At 37.1% G+C, this 21,366-nt stretch carries 12 protein-coding genes and 1 pseudogene; 12 read left to right on the forward strand and 1 reads right to left on the reverse strand.

What is annotated here, in order from left to right:
- Positions 1 to 27 precede the first annotated feature (27 nt).
- From pepN to ESZ36_RS19860, 12 genes and pseudogenes are all read left to right on the forward strand, one after another.
- Complete coding sequence (pepN, locus tag ESZ36_RS19805; protein ID WP_146791077.1) at positions 28 to 2,646, forward strand: aminopeptidase N; 2,619 nt, start codon at positions 28 to 30, stop codon at positions 2,644 to 2,646.
- A gap of 107 nt (positions 2,647 to 2,753) precedes the next feature.
- Positions 2,754 to 2,969, forward strand: coding sequence for a DUF2835 family protein (locus ESZ36_RS19810; RefSeq protein ID WP_146791079.1), 216 nt, complete (start codon positions 2,754 to 2,756; stop codon positions 2,967 to 2,969).
- A gap of 377 nt (positions 2,970 to 3,346) precedes the next feature.
- A complete protein-coding gene (locus ESZ36_RS19815; protein ID WP_146791081.1) occupies positions 3,347 to 5,455 on the forward strand; it encodes a DUF1302 domain-containing protein in 2,109 nt (702 codons plus the stop codon).
- Positions 5,456 to 5,482: 27 nt separating this feature from the next.
- Entirely contained in the window at positions 5,483 to 6,844 is a 1,362-nt protein-coding gene (locus ESZ36_RS19820; RefSeq protein ID WP_146791173.1) for a DUF1329 domain-containing protein, read from the forward strand.
- 128 nt (positions 6,845 to 6,972) lie between these two features.
- Complete coding sequence (locus tag ESZ36_RS19825; protein WP_146791083.1) at positions 6,973 to 8,007, forward strand: WD40/YVTN/BNR-like repeat-containing protein; 1,035 nt, start codon at positions 6,973 to 6,975, stop codon at positions 8,005 to 8,007.
- 60 nt (positions 8,008 to 8,067) lie between these two features.
- Positions 8,068 to 10,389 carry an efflux RND transporter permease subunit gene (locus ESZ36_RS19830; RefSeq protein WP_146791084.1) on the forward strand — a complete coding sequence of 774 codons (2,322 nt, stop codon included), beginning with the start codon at positions 8,068 to 8,070 and terminating at the stop codon, positions 10,387 to 10,389.
- Between the two features lie 494 nt (positions 10,390 to 10,883).
- Positions 10,884 to 15,749 (forward strand): NAD-glutamate dehydrogenase, encoded by a 4,866-nt coding sequence (locus tag ESZ36_RS19835; protein WP_146791086.1) that lies wholly within the window; start codon positions 10,884 to 10,886, stop codon positions 15,747 to 15,749.
- Between the two features lie 134 nt (positions 15,750 to 15,883).
- Entirely contained in the window at positions 15,884 to 16,894 is a 1,011-nt protein-coding gene (pyrD, locus tag ESZ36_RS19840) for a quinone-dependent dihydroorotate dehydrogenase (RefSeq protein WP_146791088.1), read from the forward strand.
- A gap of 161 nt (positions 16,895 to 17,055) precedes the next feature.
- The gene (locus ESZ36_RS19845) at positions 17,056 to 17,535 is read left to right on the forward strand and encodes a c-type cytochrome (RefSeq protein ID WP_146791090.1); all 480 of its coding nucleotides are present in this window, start codon (positions 17,056 to 17,058) and stop codon (positions 17,533 to 17,535) included.
- 153 nt (positions 17,536 to 17,688) lie between these two features.
- Positions 17,689 to 17,952 (forward strand): annotated as a pseudogene (locus ESZ36_RS23000) (hypothetical protein).
- Between the two features lie 112 nt (positions 17,953 to 18,064).
- Positions 18,065 to 18,544: a DUF3015 family protein gene (locus tag ESZ36_RS19855; RefSeq protein WP_146791092.1), complete on the forward strand. Its 480-nt coding sequence runs from the start codon at positions 18,065 to 18,067 to the stop codon at positions 18,542 to 18,544.
- 106 nt (positions 18,545 to 18,650) lie between these two features.
- Positions 18,651 to 20,510 carry an Lnb N-terminal periplasmic domain-containing protein gene (locus ESZ36_RS19860; RefSeq protein WP_146791094.1) on the forward strand — a complete coding sequence of 620 codons (1,860 nt, stop codon included), beginning with the start codon at positions 18,651 to 18,653 and terminating at the stop codon, positions 20,508 to 20,510.
- 152 nt (positions 20,511 to 20,662) lie between these two features.
- Here the strand turns inward: ESZ36_RS19860 and ESZ36_RS19865 are convergent, their stop codons facing one another.
- On the reverse strand, positions 20,663 to 21,349 hold the full coding sequence (locus ESZ36_RS19865; RefSeq protein WP_146791096.1) for a cytochrome b/b6 domain-containing protein: 687 nt from the start codon (positions 21,347 to 21,349) through the stop codon (positions 20,663 to 20,665).
- Positions 21,350 to 21,366: the final 17 nt, after the last annotated feature.

Genomic DNA, 21,366 nt, shown 5'->3' on the forward strand with positions numbered 1-21,366 from the left:
TTCTCTTCTCCAAAGTAAGGCTCTATTATGTCATCTATTTTAGCAGACACAGCACCACGATTTTTAGCGGACTACCGCCCAGCTGATTTTACTATTAACACAGTAAATTTAACTATCCATTTAGATGACACCTGTAGCCAAGTGGTTAGTGAACTGACCCTAGAGCGAAAAGGTGATAATCAACAAGCATTGCAACTAAACGGTGAGCATTTAACATTAGTATCATTAGTGCTTGATAATCAGGCGCTCAGTAAAGAACAATATCAAATAAATGATACGCTATTAATTATTCCGGCAAGTAGCTTGCCTGATAGAAGCCATTTTACCCTCATTATTACTACCGAGATAAATCCACAAGAAAATACGGCGCTAGAAGGATTATTTAAATCAGGTGATGCTTTTTGTACTCAATGTGAAGCAGAAGGCTTTCGACGTATTAGCTATTATCTAGATAGACCTGATGTGATGGCAACATTTACCACTAAAGTTATCGCTGATAAAAGCTTATATCCCTATTTATTATCTAATGGTAATAAAGTAGCGAGTGGTGAATTGTCGAACAATAAACACTTTGTTACTTGGCATGACCCATTTCCAAAACCTTGTTATCTTTTTGCTTTAGTCGCGGGTGATTTTGACCTACTTGAGGATAGCTTTACTACGGCGTCGGGACGAGAAGTTGCCCTTGAAATATTTGTTGATAAAGGTAACTTGGTTAAAGCTGAACATGCGATGACGTCACTACAAAAATCAATGGCGTGGGATGAAGAGACATTTGGTCTTGAATATGACTTAGATATCTACATGATTGTCGCGGTAGACTTTTTTAATATGGGCGCGATGGAAAACAAAGGCTTAAATGTTTTTAATTCCAAATTCGTACTTGCAGATAGTCACTGCGCGACAGATAGTGACTATTTTAATATTGAAGCGGTTATCGCACATGAGTATTTTCATAACTGGACCGGAAATCGCGTCACCTGTCGTGATTGGTTTCAACTTAGCTTAAAAGAAGGTTTAACCGTTTTTCGAGATCAGCAATTTAGTGCCCAAATGCATTCAAGTGCTGTGACGCGTATTCAAAACGTACGCCTATTACGTTCACAGCAGTTTGCTGAAGACGCAGGCCCAATGGCGCATCCAATACGACCTGAAAAAGTACTAGAAATGAATAACTTTTACACCCTAACTGTTTATGAAAAGGGTTCAGAAGTTATTCGTATGTTGCATACATTAATTGGTGTAGATAAATTTAGACAAGGCATGGACTTATATTTTTCTCGTTTTGATGGGATGGCAGTCACTTGTGATGATTTTATCAATGCGATGAGTGATGCTAGTGGTAAAGATTTAGCTCAATTTAAGTTATGGTATAGTCAGTCTGGAACGCCTGTGGTTAAAGCACAAGAAATGTTTGACTCACAAACTAACATTTATACATTAACCTTAAGACAGCAGTCACCAATAACTAAAAACCAACAAAATCCACAAGCTTTGCATATTCCAGTCAAGGTTGAATTAATCAGTGAAAATAATGACGAGCCTTCTCAAAGTGAGTTATTAGAATTGACCCAAACCGAGCAAAGTTGGCAGTTTAATGGTTTTACCAGCAAACCAACTTTAGCAATGCTTGCTGATTTTAGTGCTCCAGTTAAGTTGATTTTTGATCAAGACAATACCAGCTTATTAACCATTATGAAGCAAGCTGATAATAGTTTCTGTCGCTGGGATGCAGGTCAGAAATTATTAATGTCATACTTACATCAATTAACTTTTGATATTGATTACACTGTCCCTACTGAATTAATCAATGCAATCAATGATATGTTGAATAGTGGTGGCGATCGCGCCTTCATTGCTGAGCAATTATCATTACCTAGCTTCGATGAAGCTGCTAGTTTGATGATAGATATTGACCCAATAGCATTGACCAATGCGATAACCACGCTTGCTATTTTTATTGCTCGAGGCACCCAGCAACAATTACTCACTAGCTATAAAGCTTGTCAGCAGGATGATTTAAAAGAAAACGCTGTAGCGAATAGAGCATTAAAAAATGTTTGTTTGGCGTATTTAAGTCTTTTACCTGAATATCAGTATTTGGTTACACAACAATACCAACAAGCTACGAATAATGATGACATCTTACAAGAGAACATGACCGATAGTTTGGCTGCTTTAACTTGTAGCTCAAAAAACAATCTAGACGACTTAAATGAACAATTAGAACATTTCGAGAATAAGTGGCAACAAACTACACTAGTTATGGATAAATGGTTTGCCTTGAATGCTAGTGTGGTCAGTGAAGATGTTTTTGCACAACTTGACAAGTTATTAGAGCATCCACAATTTAGCTTAAAAAATCCAAATAGAGCGCGCTCATTAATTAGTGCTTTTGCAATGAATAATCCTAAGTATTTTCATTGTCAGACAGGGCGAGGTTATCAATTTTTAGCAAATCAAATTGCTAAATTAAATGAAATTAACCCACAAGTTGCTTCAAGACTAATTACACCGTTAATTCAATATAAAAGTTTTGCCCCCGCACATCAAAAGTTGATGAAAGCAGAGTTAGTTAAATTACAGGCATTAACCAACTTGTCTAATGATTTAAAAGAAAAGCTTGATGCTGCACTCAATGATTAATTCAACCTATTACCAATTAGAAAACTAGGTATATCACCTGGTAGTAACGTGCTTTGATTTCGAATTAGCACGTTACTACTATTTATATCCGTTAATGTATTTAAAATATGAAATATTACTTCTCTCTTAAAATAACAACTAATGAATTTCTACCTTACTACCAAGGCACAGTTCAAAATGTTGTCGTCACAACAACCCAAGGCGTTAAAGTGCAGTTTCCTGCTATGCACTTACGAAAGTACCTTAGCGTTAATGGTATTCAAGGTGATTTTTGTTTACAAACTCAACAAAATAAATTTTTATCCTTATCTAAACTGAATTAATTTCGCTTCAATGTTGTTAAATAGAGTAATCACTTGAAACAGTGGTCCGACCATTCGCCTTGTGTATTTACAATCGTAACTTAAACAAATAATCGTTATTTCATGAGCTTATAAAACAAACCTAGTATTGTAATATTTAATTTTCAAACGCTCGTTTAAAACAATGCATTAAAGCGAGCATTTAGTTGAATGCAAGTCATTAAAATATAGCGCTTTAACTCGTATGTTTACGCTTGCTACCTAAGTCAAATGATGTAATTATTGCTGTCGTTAGATAAATAATATAACAAGAACTAACTTTTGATTACATTAATGTAGATGAACTTTCGGTGATATTTTATCTTTTAGCATCATGTTCTGAACAGGGGAGAGAATAGATGAAAAACAAGCCTCAACATGGCTTTGCCAAAAAACCTTTAGCTGTAGGTATTGCTGCCGCGCTTTCAATGTCGTTGTTAACCTCAATGGTTAATACTGCTCAAGCAGCAAGATGGGAGCTCGGTGATGTAGAGATCAGTTTTGATTCTACTTTTAGTCTCGGCTCAAGCTGGCGAACAGAAGATAGAAACTGGAATGACAATATAGGTAAGTCTAACAATGCCAATAGTGGCATCGATTTCGGAAATTATAAGGTCTATGCCCCAAACCCAGTTAAAGAAGATGTTTGGAAAGGTGCTGGTGGTTATTCTACCAATGGCGATAACGGTAATTTAAATTACGATGCCGGTGAAAGTTTCTCAAAGATATTTAAAGGTGTTCATGAATTAGATATCCACTATCAAAATGTTGGTGTTTTTGTTCGTGGTATGTATTTTTATGATTATGCCATGATGGATGATGATAGAGCATCATCTAATGCACTTACCGGTAATGTATTCGACCCGTGTCGTGATGGTGAAGCGCAAGAGCAAGTTTGTAAAGATGTTCGCTTACTTGATGCCTATGTTTATGGCGATTTTGAAATCGGTGAAATGCCTTTCTCAGTACGTCTTGGTGATCAAGTAATTAGCTGGGGTGAAAGTACGTTAATTTCTCACGGCATCAGTGAGATAAACCCGGTTGATGTTGCCCGTTTACGTGCGCCAGGCGCTGAAGTAAAAGAAGCTTTTATACCTTTTGGTGCCTTGTGGGCGTCTTTAGGTGTTACGGATAACTTTAACGTTGAGATGTTTTACCAATACTCTTGGGAAAAAACAATTTTACCACCACCAGGTAGTTATTTTTCTACCAACGATTTTGCCGGTGACGGCGGTCAGTACAACAATGTTCAACTCGGTTTTGGTGGCAATCCTGATATGAATTTAGATTATCTAATAGCGGGTCTAAATGAAATTGGAGATGTAGTTCGAGCAGCGTTAGCAACCGGTGACCCTGCAACTATAGCAAAAGCTCAGGCTCAAGCTGGAGGTATGTATGGTGCTTATGCTACTAACCTTACCTTAAGAGCTCCTGGTTCTAAGGCTGAAAATGAACCGGATGATGGCGGCCAATATGGTTTGCGTTTATCTTGGTTTTTACCTGAACTTAATGATACCGAAATAAGTTTGTATCATGTTAATTACCATAGTCGTCGACCTATATTTTCAGGCGTTACCGCAGATTATAGTGCTACGTCAGTAGGGGGAGATCTTGGTTATCTGACAAAAAATCAAATTAACGAAGATAACTATACTGACTTAAATAGTTTTTCTCGTGTTGAGTTAGACTATGTAGAAGACATTAAAATGTACGCAATGAGTTTTAACACAACCTTGGGTACAACAGCCTTTGCCGGTGAAGTAAGTTATCGTCAAGATGAGCCGTTGCAAATTGATGATGTTGAACTACTATTTGCTGCAGTTCCTCAGCAAGTTTATAATTCAGGAAACCCTGCGGGCGCCGCGCTAAATGGTGTTTCGCAAATGGTTAATGCTGATGGTAATCCTTTCGGTCCTGGTGAAAGAGCAAATGGTTATATTCTCTCTGATACTATGCAAGCACAAATGACCTTAACACATCTGTTTGGACCAACTTTTGGTGCCAGTCAAGTGGTAGGACTCATTGAAGTAGGTGGTATCAATATTAATGATATGCCTGAGCAAAGTGAATTACGTTTAAATGGCCCAGGCACCGCGCGCAGTGGTGGTGTTAGTAATGGTGCTCCAGGTTTAAACAAAGCTTTACAAGATGGTGTTGAAACTAACCCATTCCCAACCGAATTCGCTTGGGGTTACCGTGCAATCGCTAAATTTGAATATACCAACGTTATCGCTGGCATCAACATAGCGCCACGTGTTGTATTTTCCCACGATGTTAGTGGTATAACACCTGACCCATTGTTTATGTTTATTGAAGGCAGAAAGTCAATGGCGCTTGGAGTAACCTTTGATTATCAAAGTCGTTGGTCAGCAGATTTGAACTATAACAGCTTCTTCGGTGGTGTTGGCACGACTAATAAGATGGAAGATCACGACTATGTTTCTTTCAGCGTAAAATATTCAATCTAATTTAAGGCATAAATCATGAGAAATAACATGAATAGAGTCAAACTATTATCATTGACCATCTCTATGGTCTTATCGGCAGGTGCTTTAGCTAAAATACCAGCCGATCAAGCAGCAACGTTGTCGTCGGAGTTAACTCCATTAGGTGCAACACGTGCTGCCAATGAAGATGGTTCGATTCCTGAATGGACTGGCGGTATTACTAAGCCACCTGCAGGATATACTCCGGGCGATCATCATATTGATCCTTATCCAACAGACAAGATTCAATTTACGATTACAGCGAGTAATCTTGCAGATTACAAAACGTTGTTAACACCAGGACAAATTAAGTTATTTGAGACTTATCCTGATACCTACAAAATGAATGTTTATCAAACACATCGTAGTGCTTCATATCCAGAACATGTTTATCAGGCTGTTAAAGATAATGCTACACGTTCAGAATTAGTTAAAGAAGGTAATGGTATTAAGCAAGCTGCTGTCGGTATTCCTTTTCCGGTACCAGCAAATGGTCTAGAAGCTATTTGGAACCACACATTACGCTATCGTGGTGAAAGTGTTACTCGTCAAGCGGGTCAAGCAGCACCAACAGCATCAGGTAGTTTTACTTATGTTGGTTTAAATGAAACATTATTATTACCATACAGTGCTCAAGGTGCCTCACCAGAGGAGCTTGAAAAAACTAATATTTTGTTTAAATTCAAACAAAAATTAACTGAGCCTGCTCGTCTAGCAGGTACTGCTTTATTAGTTCATGAAACTATGGATCAAATCAAAACACCGAGACAAGCCTGGACTTATAATACCGGTCAGCGTCGTGTACGTCGTGCGCCGAATGTGGCTTATGATGCACCAGGTACAGCGTCAGATGGTTTAAGAACCACAGATGATTTTGATATGTATAATGGCGCACCAAATCGTTATAATTGGACGTTAAAAGGCAAGCAAGAATTATTGATCCCTTACAACGACTATAGACTTCATAGTGATAAAGTTAAGTATGAAGATATTCTACAGGCAGGGCATATTAACCCCGACTTAGTGCGGTATGAAAAGCATCGTGTGTGGGTAGTTGAAGCAAACCTTAAAGAAAATACTCGTCATATATACAAGAAGCGTGTTTTTTATATCGATGAAGATAGTTGGCAAGTAGCCGTCACTGATATTTATGATAACCGTGATGAGCTTTATCGTGTAGGTGTAGCACATGCTATCAATTATTATGATGTACCCACGCTTTGGTCAACGCTTGATGTGTTTCATGATCTTCAATCACGTCGTTATATAGCAATAGGGTTAGATAACGAAGCTAAAATGTATGACTTCTCTAAGAAGCTTAATGAGCGAGATTTTACTCCCGCTGCGTTAAGACGAGAAGGTCGTAGATAATCAGTAACATGAAAACGGCTGACAGATGTTAGCCGTTTTTTTTAGTGCTAATTTAGCACTTATGTTAATTTAACTTAATTTTGTTCTATATATATTTTTATCATTAGAAAAGTCAAAAGAGTGTTGTTATGCGTTTATTAGTTGCTTTTGCAGTTATATATTTTATCTCCATTTCTCCTGTTTTTGCTGATAATACAGCGTCAACTATCGCCATCCCAACTCCAGCAATAGAGTCTCCATTAGCAAGTAAATCACTATTATTAGACATTTCTCTTATTGGTCAAGAAAAGCTAATAACGGTCGGTCAACATGGGCATATTTTACTCTCTAACGATGGTGAAAAATGGCAACAAGCCAATGTGCCTGTACAGGTTACCTTAACCAATGTGTTCTTTTTAAATGATCAGCTAGGTTGGGCTGTTGGTCACGATGCAACGATATTACACAGCCAAGATGGTGGGCTCAATTGGCAAGTTCAACAATATTTACCTTTATTGGAAAAGCCCCTTTTTGATATTTATTTTAAAAACCCTCAGCAGGGGATCGCTGTTGGTGCTTATGGTCAGGTTTTTCGCAGCAATGATGGTGGTATCACTTGGAAAAACGAATTTCATCAAGAGATGTTGTTAGCTGATGATGTTGAATATCTGAATGAATTAAAGGCTGAAGATGAAGCCGCCTACCTAGACGAGATTACCTTCATTTTGCCGCACTTTAATGGTTTGGTTCAAGACGGAGACAGTTTGTTCTTATTAGGTGAAACAGGATTATTGGCAAGAAGTGATGATTTTGGACTGACTTGGCAACAATTTGATAATTTTTACCAAGGGTCTTTTTTCTCCTTGGCGCGAACACAAACGGGTAATGTTTTAGTCGTGGGCCTTCGTGGTCATGTTTTTCGTAGCCTGAATAATGGTTCGCAATGGGATGAAATCCCCACAAATACCACTGCATTATTAAATGATATTGTTTTTGCTAATGATGAGCGTATTTTCATTCTAGGAAACAATGGTATGTTGCTTATTAGCACCGACGATGGTGAAAGTTTTAGTAAAAGACCTCAGCAAGATGGAAAAACGCTAATCGCGGGTGTGTGGTTTAAAGGTAAGTTAATTGCAGTCTCTGATGTTGGTATAAAGGTAGTTGATCTATCGCAACAATAATTGCAATTTCGTAAAACACACAAAACATTATAAATTTAATAAAGTTCGGAATGTATTAATATGAAAATTTCTCTGGCTAACCGTATTGAAGTAGGCCTATTTCGTCATAAACTCCTTGTGCTAATGTTATTCATTATCACCAGTGCTTTTTTTCTCTTCCAAGCAACACAAATTAGACTCGATGCTTCGTTTACTAAAAATATACCGCTAAACCACAGTTACATGAAAACCTATTTGAAACATAGGACAAACTTTGGTGGTGCTAATAATATTCTTATCTCTGTCTGTGATAGTAATGGCGATATTTTCAACGCCGATTTCTTTAACGCCCTTAAAGGTGTACACGATAAATTATTTTTCATTCCTGGTGTTGATAGAATCCAAGTAAAATCTCTGTTCTCGCCTAGCACTCGTTTTGTTGAGGTCGTTGAGGATGGATTTGCCGGTGGTCCAGTTATCCCCGCAGACTTTCAACCCACAGAAAAAGGCCTTGGCGTTGTCAAGAGTAATATAGAGAAAGCGGGTATTGTCGGTAGTATTGTTGCTGACGATTACAGTTGTGCCATGGTCAAAGCGGCTTTATTAGAATTTAATCCTGATACAGGTGAAAAATTAGATACGCTTGAAATAGCAGAAAAACTAGAACAAGAAGTTCGTCAAGAATTTGAACGCGATAATATCAGTGTACATATAATTGGATTTGCCAAAATGGTTGGCGATGTTGCTGAAGGTGCTAAGGGTGTAGTATTATTTTTTGCCTTGGCAATAGCCATTACCGCAGTGATGGTCTACATCTTTTGTCATTCAATTCGTTTAACAATTTTACCTATTCTTTGTTCTTTAGTTGCTGTTGTCTGGCAAATGGGCATGTTATCAAGCCTTGGCTTCGGTCTTGATCCTATGTCGATATTAATTCCCTTTTTAGTCTTTGCCATTGGTGTGAGTCATGGCGTACAAATGATAAATTCGGTAGTTAAAAAAGTAGCAACTGGTTTAACTCCTGCTTCAGCAGCTCAAGCAAGTTTTAGAGCATTGTTGATTCCTGGCGGTGTAGCATTACTCTCCGATACGGTTGGTTTTTTAACGCTTCTCTCTATTGATATTGGTATTATCAAAGAACTGGCTATCACCGCTTCGATAGGTGTCGCGATGATTATTTTAACTAACCTTATTTTATTGCCGGTATTACTTTCATTTACCAAAATAAAAGTGAGTGCGAAAGTTGGTCAGTTAAGTGAACAAAGTGCTGTGTGGAACTTTATGGCGAGTTTCGCCAGTAAAGGTCCTGCAAGAATAATATTGTTCTTTACTGCTATTTTATTCGTTGTTGGTTTTTACCAAGGCCAAGGTTTGAAAATTGGTGAATTACATTCGGGTGCTCCGGCGTTACATGAATCTTCACGTTATAACCAAGATACTTTCTTAATTACTGATAGGTATGCAATAAGTGTTGATTATATGTCGGTAATTATCGAGACAAGCCCTGATGCATGTACTTATTACGACACCATGTCAACGATAGACCGCTTTCAATGGCAGATGGAAAATGTTGCGGGTGTGCAATCAGCGGTAAGCTTATCCTCTATATCTAAAATTGTGAACGCGGGTTACAACGAAGGCAATCCAAAATGGCGAGTTATTCCACGTAATCAGCAAACGTTAGTACAGTCAATTGCACGGGTGCCATCTTCTAGCGGTCTTCTTAATAGTGATTGTAGTGTTATGCCAGTGATTTTATTCTTAGAAGATCATAAAGCAGATACGATTAACACTGTCATTGAAGCGGTTAAAGCTACCGCTAAAGAGTTGGGTAGTGAAAAAGTTCAATTCAAGCTAGCCTCTGGGCCAGTTGGTGTTATGGCTGCAACGAACGAAGCAGTTGCAGAAGCGCAATTACCTATGATGCTTTATGTTTACGGTGCTGTAATTGCATTGTGCTTAATTAGCTTTAGAAGCGTCAGAGCAACGTTAGTCGTTGTATTACCTTTATATGTGGTTTCTACGCTAGCTCAGTGGTTAATGACTGCACTTGATATTGGATTAACCGTATCTACTTTACCTGTTATTGCCTTAGGTGTTGGTATTGGTGTCGATTATGGTATCTATATATTGTCTACCATGAGTACTAAGTTGAAAGAGGGGATGAATGTCCATGATGCATACCTTGAGGCATTAAAAGAGCGTGGTAGTGCCGTTCTTATTACCGGCTTAACTTTAGCTATTGGTGTGTCGACTTGGTTTTTCTCATATTTGAAGTTTCAAGTCGATATGGGAATATTACTAACCTTTATGTTTTTGGTTAATATGTTGGCTGCTATTATTATTTTACCTGCACTCTCTGCCTTTTTATGGTCAGATAAAGGGAATGATAAAAAACAATAAATGTTGCTGAATAGTTTTTCGTATAAGGTAACATTGTTAATATAAAATTTGGTCATGAAGTTGTTAAATAGCAGCGCTTATAATTTAAAATTTTACTTTAAACGATAATAAGCACTTAATTAAATACTTAACCGTATAATTAAGTGCTTTTTTTTGACTAAAATTAAATAAAAAATACTTGGGGATATTGCATAAATAAACAATAAAAAAGCCGTTTAACCAGTATCTATTTATCATAACTGAATAAACATAGTTAACTGTAAAATAAACGGTTCGTTTACTGCTTCTACGCTTAAGAATTAACTAACTAAAATACAAAAAAACACTCGCAAAAGCCTAAATTTATTCATAAAATTCGATGGATAGTCTATTCTGATAGACAATATACAAAAATATAAAGTATAAAGGTTATTCTTATGACTGCTTTCGTTGAAAGCATAAACTTTATCAAAACCAAAAATCAATTATTCAAGCTTTTTTAAAAGGGAACATCCATGGCGTTAGTAAACGGTTCACCCTCGGTTATACTTAGCAATGTTGCACAACTTATCCAACAAAAAGTAAATGACAAAACAGCTCCATTAGTAGAGCAGTTTGCCCATTTACTTTATGGAAATATGTCTTCTCTAGACCTCGATCATCGTAATGAAAGTGATATGTATGGTGCGGTGCTAAGTTTATGGAGTTCACTTAATGAGCATAAAGATGATGCTCCTGTTATTCATGTTTTTAATCCTTCGGTAAGTAGAAATGGTTGGAAATCTAGCCATACTATAATTGAAGTGATAATTCAGGATATGCCATTTTTAGTAGATTCTATCCGCATAGCCTTAAATCGATTAGGCGTATCGCCGCATTTAATGTTAAATGCTCCCCTTAAAATTACGCGTGATAAAAAGCACGAGGTAATTGAATTAGCACCTATTGTTGACAGTAAAGTAAAAGCGAGCTCAGAAGAGACAGTTTTTTTAATCGAAATTGACAGTCAATCAAGTCAAGACGAGTTAGACGCGATCAAAACTGCCTTGCTTTCTGTTGTAGAAGACATTCGTTTAACGGTCAGTGATTGGAAACCCATGTTAACTTGTTTAAACAAGGTTATTGCTGATGTTAAGAAAGGTAAATATCCAGGACTCAAAACGGATAAAGAGGATACCTTAAGTTTCTTAAACTGGATTTCTCAGAATAATTTTACCCTAATGGGTTATCGTTCATACGATGTTAGAGCTGTTAAGGGAGATATTTCTTTAGAAGCGAATGTTGAATCAAGTCTTGGTTTAATGAAAAACTCGCAAGGTTCAAAGTCTCGCTTAGTATCAAGCTTAAGTGAAACCGGGCGTAAAGTAGCATTAGATCAAAATCATCTTATTTTAACTAAAACTAATTCTAGCTCACGTGTTCATCGTCCGGCCCAGTTAGATTATATTGGTGTTAAACGTTTTGATGACAAAGGCAATGTTGTTGGTGAAGAACGCTTTATCGGGCTTTTCGGCTCTGCTTATTACACCAATAGTGCACTAGATTTACCCTTTATCAACTCTAAAGTAATGTCCGTTTGCAAAGCATCTCCTTTTGCAAAAGGTACTCATAACTATAAAGCACTAATCAATATATTAGAAACTTACCCAAGAGATGAAATATTACAATCTTCTGTAGAAGAGCTACTACATAACGTCACCGGTATCTTACAGATGCAGGAACGAGATTATACGGGGTTATTTGTTCGTCGCGATACTTTTGACCGCTTCTACTCTTGCATGGTTTATGTACCAAGAGAACGTTATAACACTCAGTTACGTATGGACACGCAAAAATTATTACAAGAAGTGTTTAATAGTAATGAAGAAGTTGAATTCACTACCTTCTTCTCAGAATCGGTTCATGCGAGAACCCATTACATTGTTCGAGTGAACTCAACGAAAGCAGATATAGACGTGAAAGAAATTGAAAAGAACTTAAATGAAGCAGCTCGTAACTGGGACGATAAATTAGTCAGTGCTTTAGGCGCTAATCGCGGTGAAGCTGCAGCGAAAGCATTAAGTCGTAAGTATGTTAAATTTCCACAAGCTTATAAAGATGAAGTGTTACCAGGATCAGCCATTGTAGATATTGAAAAGCTTGAAAATATCAGTGCTGATAATGAATTGGAAATGCTTTTTTATCAACCACTTGAAGAGAAGCCTGATAGTCGTTTTGTAAAATTAAAATTATTCCATAAAGGCGAACCAATTCACTTAAGTGATGTGTTACCAATGTTAGAAAACTTTGGTTTACGTGTTATTGGTGAAAGACCATATGCGATTAAAACAACAGAAGATGAAGCTAGCTGGATTTTAGATTTTTCAATGTATCTAACCGGTGAAGGTAAGTTTGATGTCTATAAAGTTAGAACCCTTTTCCAAGATGCTTTTGCTAAAGTATGGCATGGTGATTTAGAAGATGATGGTTTTAACCGTCTTATTTTAGGTGCTGGTATTGAAGGTCGAGCGGTTTCCATTTTACGTGCTTATGCTAAATATGATCGTCAGATTGCTGGTCGATTTAGTCAAAGTTACATCGAAAATACTTTCTCACGTTATCCAGAAATTGCTGAACTACTGATCACCTTATTTACCGTACGCTTTGATCCAAAAAGTAAATCAACAGCAATTGCTAAAGAAAAAACAACGAACAAATTATTAGCTGAAATTGAAAGTTCACTTGATAACGTTGCTAACTTAGATGATGACCGCATAATTCGTCGTTTTGTTGAAATGATTAATGCCACTATCCGTACTAACTATTTTCAAGCAGATCCTGTTAAAGGTGATAAGTCATACATTTCATTTAAAATACTGCCTGAGCAAATAAGTGAAATGCCTCAGCCAGTACCAAAATTTGAAATTTTTGTCTATTCTCCACAAATTGAAGGTGTACATTTACGCGGTGGTAAGGTTGCTCGTGGTGGTTTACGTTGGTCAGATAGAAGTGAAGATTTCCGTACTGAAGTACTGGGTTTAGTTAAAGCACAACAAGTTAAAAACAGTGTAATTGTTCCTGTTGGTGCTAAAGGTGGTTTTGTTTGTAAACAACTACCTAATGGTTCTCGTCAAGAAATCTTTGAAGCAGGTAAAGAGTGTTACCGCACCTTTATTCGTGCCTTATTAGATATTACCGATAATATTGTTGGTGGTGAAATTGTTCCGCCGAAAGACGTAGTTCGTTTAGATGAAGATGATGCTTACTTAGTTGTTGCCGCGGACAAAGGCACAGCAACTTTCTCCGATGTTGCTAATGCTATATCTGATGAATATAACTTCTGGTTGGGTGATGCATTTGCCTCAGGTGGTAGTGTTGGTTATGACCATAAAGCTATGGGTATTACAGCCAAGGGTGCGTGGGAGTCAGTAAAACGTCATTTCAGAGAAATGGATATTGATTGTCAAAGTTCTGATTTTACCTGTATTGCTATTGGCGATATGGCGGGTGATGTATTTGGTAATGGTATGTTGTTATCAAAGCATATTCGTTTACAAGCTGCATTTAACCACATGCATATTTTCATTGACCCAAGCCCTGAAGCTGCTAGTTCGTATGTAGAACGTGAACGCTTATTTAATCTAGCTGGTTGTACGTGGGAAGATTACAACAAAGAGCTGATTTCTAAAGGCGGTGGCATTTTCAGCCGTCATGTTAAATCTATCAAGCTTACTCCTGAAATTAAGAAAATGATTGGTACGCAAAAACAGAGCATGGCGCCTACTGATTTGATGCAAGCGTTACTTAAAATGAAAGTTGATTTACTTTGGAACGGTGGTATTGGTACTTACGTTAAAAGTAGTAAAGAATCACACTTAGAAGTGGGTGATAGAGCGAATGATAATTTACGAATCAACGGTAGTGATTTACAAGCCAAAGTTGTTGGTGAGGGTGGTAACTTAGGTTTAACTCAATTAGGACGTATTGAGTATGCTGCTAACGGTGGCCGTATTAATACTGACGCCGTTGATAATGCTGGTGGTGTTGATTGCTCAGATAACGAAGTAAACATTAAAATATTACTTAATAGCTTGGTACAAAATGGTGACTTAACCATTAAGCAACGTAATAAACTTCTTGCTGATATGACAGATGAAGTCGGTGATATTGTAATTGAAGATTGTTATCGCCAAACACATTCATTGTCTATTACAGCGATGCGTGGTGTGAATCAATTAAAAGAACAAGTCCGTTTTATTCACGAACTTGAAAGAGCAGGTAAATTAAACCGTGGTTTAGAGTTTATCCCTGATGATGAAGAAATTGCTGATAGGTTAGCACAAGGTAAAGGATTAACTCGTCCAGAACTATCGGTATTACTTGCTTATAGTAAAATGGTTCTCAAAGATGATTTTGTTCATGTTGAAATTACAGATAACCCTTACCATAACAGTTTACTTATTGAAGCGTTCCCTAAACAGTTACGCGAAAAATATCAAAATGAAATGCAACAGCATCCATTACGTGCAGAAATTATAGCAACTAAACTTGCCAATAAAATTGGTAACGACATGGGCTTTAATTTTGTAAACCGCATGCAAGAAGAAACAGGTGCAAGTATTGCTGAAATAGCTAATGCTTATATTATTGCCAGTGCCGTATTTGAGTTAGGAGAGTTTTGGAATCAAATAGAAGTATTAGATAATCAAATTTCTACTGCTATCCAAACCGAAATGTTATACCAATACCGTAGAACAGTTCGACGTGTAACTCGTTGGTTCTTGCGTCATCGTAATAAGGCGTTATCGATTGCAGAATCAATTACTTTGTATCAACCAACGTTTGCTATTATATCTGAACAGTTAGCAAGCTTTATGATCGGTGAAGAAATTGAAGCTTTAGAACGTGTAGCGAGTGACCTAGTTGAGTCAGGCGTTCCTAAGGTTATTGCAAAACGAGTTTCTCAATTAAGCACTTTATTCTCGACCATGGATATTGCTGAAATAGCTCATGAAAATAGTTGTACTGTAGAACAAGCTGCCAGCTTGTACTTTAAGCTTGGTGCTCGTTTAGAGTTACATTGGTTCCTAGACCAAATAACTCGCCAACCCGTTGCAAACCATTGGCAAGCACTTGCTCGTGCTTCCTTTAGAGAAGAGTTAGATTGGCAACAACGTTCGTTAACCTCGGTTGTTCTTCGCTGTCAATGTGATGCTCAATTTGCAGATTTAGAACAGCTGCTTACTGTGTGGATTGATACTAATGAACAACCACTTGAACGCTGGAAGCATATTTTAGCTGACTTTAAAATAGGTCAGTCACATGATTTCGCTAAATTCTCAGTAGCCTTACGTGAATTAATGTTATTAAGCTTAAATTGCCAGCCTGTATCACCAAAATAACCGTCAAATAAACATTGACGTAACTTTATTTTGGTCAAACAAAGCTAGCATATTGTAATGTTAGAGTTAACTGATAAAATCCTCGCTTAGCGGGGATTTTTTATTTTCATTATTCGTAAACAAACCGAGGCATTATGTTTTATCCAGCCATTCGTAAAGTACTTTTTCAGTTTGATGCTGAAACCATCCATGAATTAACCATAAAGGGTTTAAAGAGTACGGGGAAGTCACCGTTAAATGCCTTTTACAAGCAGACTGTGCAAGACAAACCAATAACTGTTATGGGCATCAATTTCCCAAATCCTGTTGGTTTAGCTGCAGGACTTGATAAAAACGGTGAGTGTATTAATGCCTTTGATGCGATGGGTTTTGGTTTCGTCGAAGTGGGCACGGTAACACCACGTCCTCAAGCAGGTAATGATAAACCTCGTATTTTTCGTTTGCCTAAGGCTAATGCAGTAATAAATCGCATGGGCTTTAATAACAAGGGCGTAGATTACTTGGTATCTCAAGTACAAGCAGCAAACTTTAAAGGTATTCTAGGTATTAATATTGGTAAAAACAAAGATACCCCTGAAGAAAATGCTAAAGATGATTACCTTCACTGTATGCGTAAAGTCTATGACTTAGCTACTTATATCACGGTGAATATATCTTCTCCAAACACGCCTGGCTTACGTTCTCTGCAATATGGAGATGCATTAAATGAACTATTGGCCGCGTTGAAAGCAGAGCAGACCGTACTTACTGAAAAATACGGTAAGTATATACCGCTTGCTGTTAAGATCGCGCCCGATTTAACAGGTGATGAAGTGAAGTCGATCGCTAAATCTTTAATTGATAATGGCATAGATGGCGTTATTGCGACTAATACGACCTTAAGTCGTGAAGGTGTTGAAGGTCTTCAATTTGGCACTGAGCAGGGTGGGCTAAGTGGTCAACCGGTTAAAGAGAAAAGTACCCAAGTAATTAAATTCCTCAGTGAAGCACTTGATAATAAATTACCAATTATCGGTGTGGGCGGTATAGCATCAAGTGATGACGCGAACGAAAAACTTGAAGCGGGTGCAAGTTTAGTACAAGTCTACACTGGCTTTATTTATCAAGGACCACCTTTAGTTAAAGAGATTGTAAATGGCTTATAAAAGCCTTTAACTACAAGCGTTTATTTGTTTTTTAAAATATTATTGTTTTGTTACAAGTTCTTACTTGCTGCCGTTTACCATTAGGCTAAACTAGCCGGACATAAGGCCTATATTCAAGTGGTTTATGTATAAAACAATAATTATTAATAGAGAGTATATCAATGAGTTTTCTGAAAAAAAGTGTTTTAGTGTTAACAATTTCTACCAGTTTAGTGGTTGCAACGACAAGTTTGGCGCAACCGGCAAGCTCTGAAAAACATGCTATTTATGCAACTGAGTTACGTCAATCAGTGTTTAAATTATTAGGTGGAAACATGGGGCCATTAGGCGCTATGGCGAAAGGTAAAATTCCACTTGATGCTAAGGTTGTTGAAAAAAATGCAATACGCATAAACCAATTATCTTTAATGATTGCAGATTACACTCGTACTGATACCTCTAAGTTTGATGTAAAAACAGAAGCTTTAGCAAAAATTTGGCAAGAGCCAGAACATTTCAGTAAAAATATCGACAAGTTAACGGTCGCTTCTTCTACGTTGATTGCAGCGGCAAAGTCTAACGATGAAGATGCAATTAAAAAAGCTATTGGTGGCGTAGGTAAAACTTGTGGTGGTTGTCATGACGACTTTAAAGAAGATTAATAATATTCGTCGCTGTTAGATAAAAATATTTATTTTTAAAGCCTTTAACGCAGTTAAAGGCTTTTTTATTACGACTAGGGTCTGTTGATCTTTCGCGGTTAAATTTTGTTCGCTTTTTTTAAAGAAAGTAAAACGTTTTAATCGGGGCGAGTGGTGTGTAGCCTAGTCACTCTAAGCAAATACTACTCAACAAAGAGTAAAACGCTTTTAGCCGAATCCTTCGGACAGCGATTTTTGGTCATTTTTACGGCGTTATCGCCTTTTTATGTGGAATAACCACATTACAAAGGCTCTACCTTGTATAAATATCCAAAAAATAGCTGCAAAAACAATCTCGAAAGATCAATAGGCCCTAATTTCCGATTAAAAAATTTAAATAAAATAGTCAAGTGGGCTTGTATTTCAACAGCTAAATAGCTTAAGGAAATATGCAGCTTAACGCTAGAATTTTGTAAATATATGTATTAGACTGGAATGGCTTCTATTTTTTAAATAAGTATTATTTAACATAACTTTATAGGGATTTATTATGAAAAAACTTTTAATAGCATCAACATTATTAATATCTACTTCTGCACTAGCAGATGCACCTGGTAGCCAAACATGTGGTTGGGGTAATATGCTTTTTGCTGGTCAATCTGGTACGCCTAGCCATGTTCTTGCTGCAACTACAAACAACTCAACTGGTAACAATACTTTTGGTATGTCATTCGGTTCTAATGGTTGTTCTACGAAAGGTACATTGACTTACGGCGGTAAGGAAATGATTGATGTTAGTATGATTATGGACGAGTTTAGTGAAGATGTTGCTCGTGGCGATGGTGAGGCATTAACTGCAGTTGCCGTTTCTTTAGGTGTTTCAGAAGCTGATCGTGCTTTATTTAAATCTACATTACATAACAACTTCAATACATTATTCCCTTCAGAAGAAGCAACAACTGAGCATGTAGTAAGCTCAATGTTTTCTCTAATGAAAAATGATGAAAATTTAGCTAAATATACTGTTTAGTATTAATTGTTATCGATGATAAAAGGCTGCTTTAAGTAGCCTTTTTTAATTCTATTGTTCCCATTACGATCACTCATTGCAATCTTATTGTTAATAAATATAACCTATGAAATTTAAAGCAGTTCTTCTATCTATAGCACTCATTTTTTTTATCTCTTCAAAAGCTAATTCGCAACCACATGAAAATATTATTCAGTTGGCTAAAACCGAGCAATGGCGTGCATTGTTACATATAAATCTACAGACTGAAGCGGATGAACTTGAAAGCTACGTTGATGATGTAAATTTCTTTTTAGCGATAGATGGTGCGAAAAATCCAGAAAATGAATTATTAGCCACAATAGAAGCCTTAAAAGCTCAAGGCGATATACAGTGTAAATTTCCTGCTAGAACATTATTTTTATTAGAAAATATTGGAGGTCTTGCTAAAGAAGTTGAGCCATTTGTTTGCCAGGAGTATCTGGACTGGCGTAGCACTCTAAAGACGATGAATGTAGTTTTAGTGTTTGCTTCAGCGCAATTAAATAGCCCTTCATCTATGTATGGTCATACTTTTCTACGTTTTGACCCAGATAATGTTGAACAAAACTCAACCTATCTTTCTTATGCATTGAACTTTGGCGCAACAGTACCTGAAGGTGAGGGCGGTTTTTTATATGCAGCAAGAGGCTTAACCGGTGGTTATCCTGGATACTTTGCGGCTAACCCCTATTTCGAAAAAATCAAAGAATATAGTCGCTTAGAAAACCGTGACCTTTGGGAATATAAATTAGATTTAACCCAAGAAGAAATAAATACCATGTTGGCTCATATTTGGGAGCTACAAGGCATTAGTTTTGAATATTACTTTTTTGATGAAAACTGTTCGTTTCGGTTGTTAGAGCTGCTTGATGTTGCGAGACCAGGCTTATACCTAGCCAAAAATTTTCCGGTGACAGCAATGCCATTAGATACAGTAAGGGTAGTGCAAGAAGCTGATTTAATAAGAGAAACAAATTATAGGCCATCAATATTGACGGAGCTAAAAGCACAATTAGCGATGTTAAGCGCAGAAGAAAGTGAACTAGCACTGGCTTTATCTCAGGATATTGAAGTATTAAATAGCGACGAATTCCTTAAGCTTAGTAAAGTACAGCAGCAAGGTATTGTCGATAGCGCTTATCGTTACTTGCGTTATCAAAATACATTCAATGGGCGACCTAAAGAAACTACGCGTCGAAGTTTTTTATTACTTAGACGACTGAATGAAAACCGAACTAAATTAGTCATACCAATTGAACAGCCAGACAGACCAGACTTAGGTCATAAAACGGCTATGCTAGGATTTAGTGTAGGACAAAACCTTGATAAATCCTTTGCAGAAATCAAATATAGAGGTAGTTATCACGATTTGTTAGATCCCATATCAGGCTATTATACGGGTATGTCGTTGAATATGGTGAATGCAATGGTGAGGGTTTACGAAGGCGGGGATGTGAAACTTGAAAAAGCAGAACTTCTTGATATTATTTCGTTATCCGCAAGGAATGACTATTTCTCACCATGGTCGTGGAAAGCAAATATTAGCCTTGAACAACAGTGGACCAAGGATAAAGAAATACTGGTTACCCAAGGCTCCGGTGGTGGCGGAGTCAGCTATCAACCATTAGAAAATAGTTATCTCTTTTTATTAGCGACAGGACGACTTGAATTTAATAGAAAGCTTGATACTTACGCTGCAGTAGCACCTGGTTTACAGTTAGGTTTTCTGTATTACTGGCCTAAAACTACGTTGTTAGTTGATGCAGAACATTATCAGTTCTTGTTTGACCAAACACAGCGAAGTCGAGTGAGTGTTGAGCAAAGTGTAGAACTTGGGGATAATGACAGTGTACGCCTTTCAGCTAACTTTCATCGTATTGAAAGCAATACTCACGATAATAAAAGCTTTCAAGAGTTTAAGCTTGAGTATCGCCACTACTTTTAAAGTACAGGTATGAGTTATCATTCAAACTGTTTAATTAAAACAAGCGGTTATTTATCAATAACCGCTTAACAAACACTATTAAGCAATTGATAACTCTTTCTTAATAATCGTTATTTTAATTGGGAAATGTTAGTAGGACCCAGTTATGGGTACTAATAGTAAAACTCCTCAATCACAGGTGCATTGATAACAACTAACCAATAGACAAAAATGACACAGCAAACAGCAACAACACAGGCAAGAATAATCTTTGAATGTGGAATTGCATCAGAAGGTTTTACTTGCTCAGTTGTCTTTTTACCCGTGATCATGGGCAGTACTAAGTTTTCTTTTTTCACTCGCCAATAAAAAGTGATTGCTGCGATATGTAAAACAATAGCGGCAATCATAAAATCAAAAGTATTATGATGTAAAAACTTCATCACCTTTTCTAATTCATTACTTATACTGCCGTAATAGGGTCCAGACGAAAAAACATCATCATTAATGAATAAGCCGCTGATTGCTTGTGCTGATATGAGTATTATCATTAAAACTACCATCAAAGCACCCAATGGATTATGACCAGCTGTGCTCTTAGCGGTATTTGAACTTCGTAAATAAGAAATTAGTGCTTTTGGAGAGGGAAAAAACTGTGAGAATCGCGCATGTTTAGGTCCGATTAAGACCCATAAAATCCGAAATGCTATTAAAGCTAACGCAACAAAACCTAGTTGCATGTGAATTTCGACCAGATCAGCCCCTTGCTCAGCGGTATACCATGCCGACAATATAGTAATGGCAAAACTCCAATGAAAAATGCGTAAGGGTAAATCCCAAATTAGATGTTTTTCAGTCACACGATAACCTTTAAATG

It is taken from the genome of Colwellia demingiae, assembly GCF_007954275.1.
GTDB lineage: Bacteria > Pseudomonadota > Gammaproteobacteria > Enterobacterales > Alteromonadaceae > Colwellia > Colwellia demingiae.

Coding starts and splice junctions, on each gene's coding strand:
- pepN (WP_146791077.1), top strand. CDS start 28: ATGTCATCTATTTTAGCAGACACAGCACCACGATTTTTAGCGGACTAC.
- ESZ36_RS19825 (WP_146791083.1), top strand. CDS start 6,973: ATGCGTTTATTAGTTGCTTTTGCAGTTATATATTTTATCTCCATTTCT.
- ESZ36_RS19835 (WP_146791086.1), top strand. CDS start 10,884: ATGGCGTTAGTAAACGGTTCACCCTCGGTTATACTTAGCAATGTTGCA.
- ESZ36_RS19820 (WP_146791173.1), top strand. CDS start 5,483: ATGAATAGAGTCAAACTATTATCATTGACCATCTCTATGGTCTTATCG.
- ESZ36_RS19845 (WP_146791090.1), top strand. CDS start 17,056: ATGAGTTTTCTGAAAAAAAGTGTTTTAGTGTTAACAATTTCTACCAGT.
- ESZ36_RS19810 (WP_146791079.1), top strand. CDS start 2,754: ATGAAATATTACTTCTCTCTTAAAATAACAACTAATGAATTTCTACCT.
- ESZ36_RS19855 (WP_146791092.1), top strand. CDS start 18,065: ATGAAAAAACTTTTAATAGCATCAACATTATTAATATCTACTTCTGCA.
- ESZ36_RS19815 (WP_146791081.1), top strand. CDS start 3,347: ATGAAAAACAAGCCTCAACATGGCTTTGCCAAAAAACCTTTAGCTGTA.
- pyrD (WP_146791088.1), top strand. CDS start 15,884: ATGTTTTATCCAGCCATTCGTAAAGTACTTTTTCAGTTTGATGCTGAA.
- ESZ36_RS19830 (WP_146791084.1), top strand. CDS start 8,068: ATGAAAATTTCTCTGGCTAACCGTATTGAAGTAGGCCTATTTCGTCAT.
- ESZ36_RS19860 (WP_146791094.1), top strand. CDS start 18,651: ATGAAATTTAAAGCAGTTCTTCTATCTATAGCACTCATTTTTTTTATC.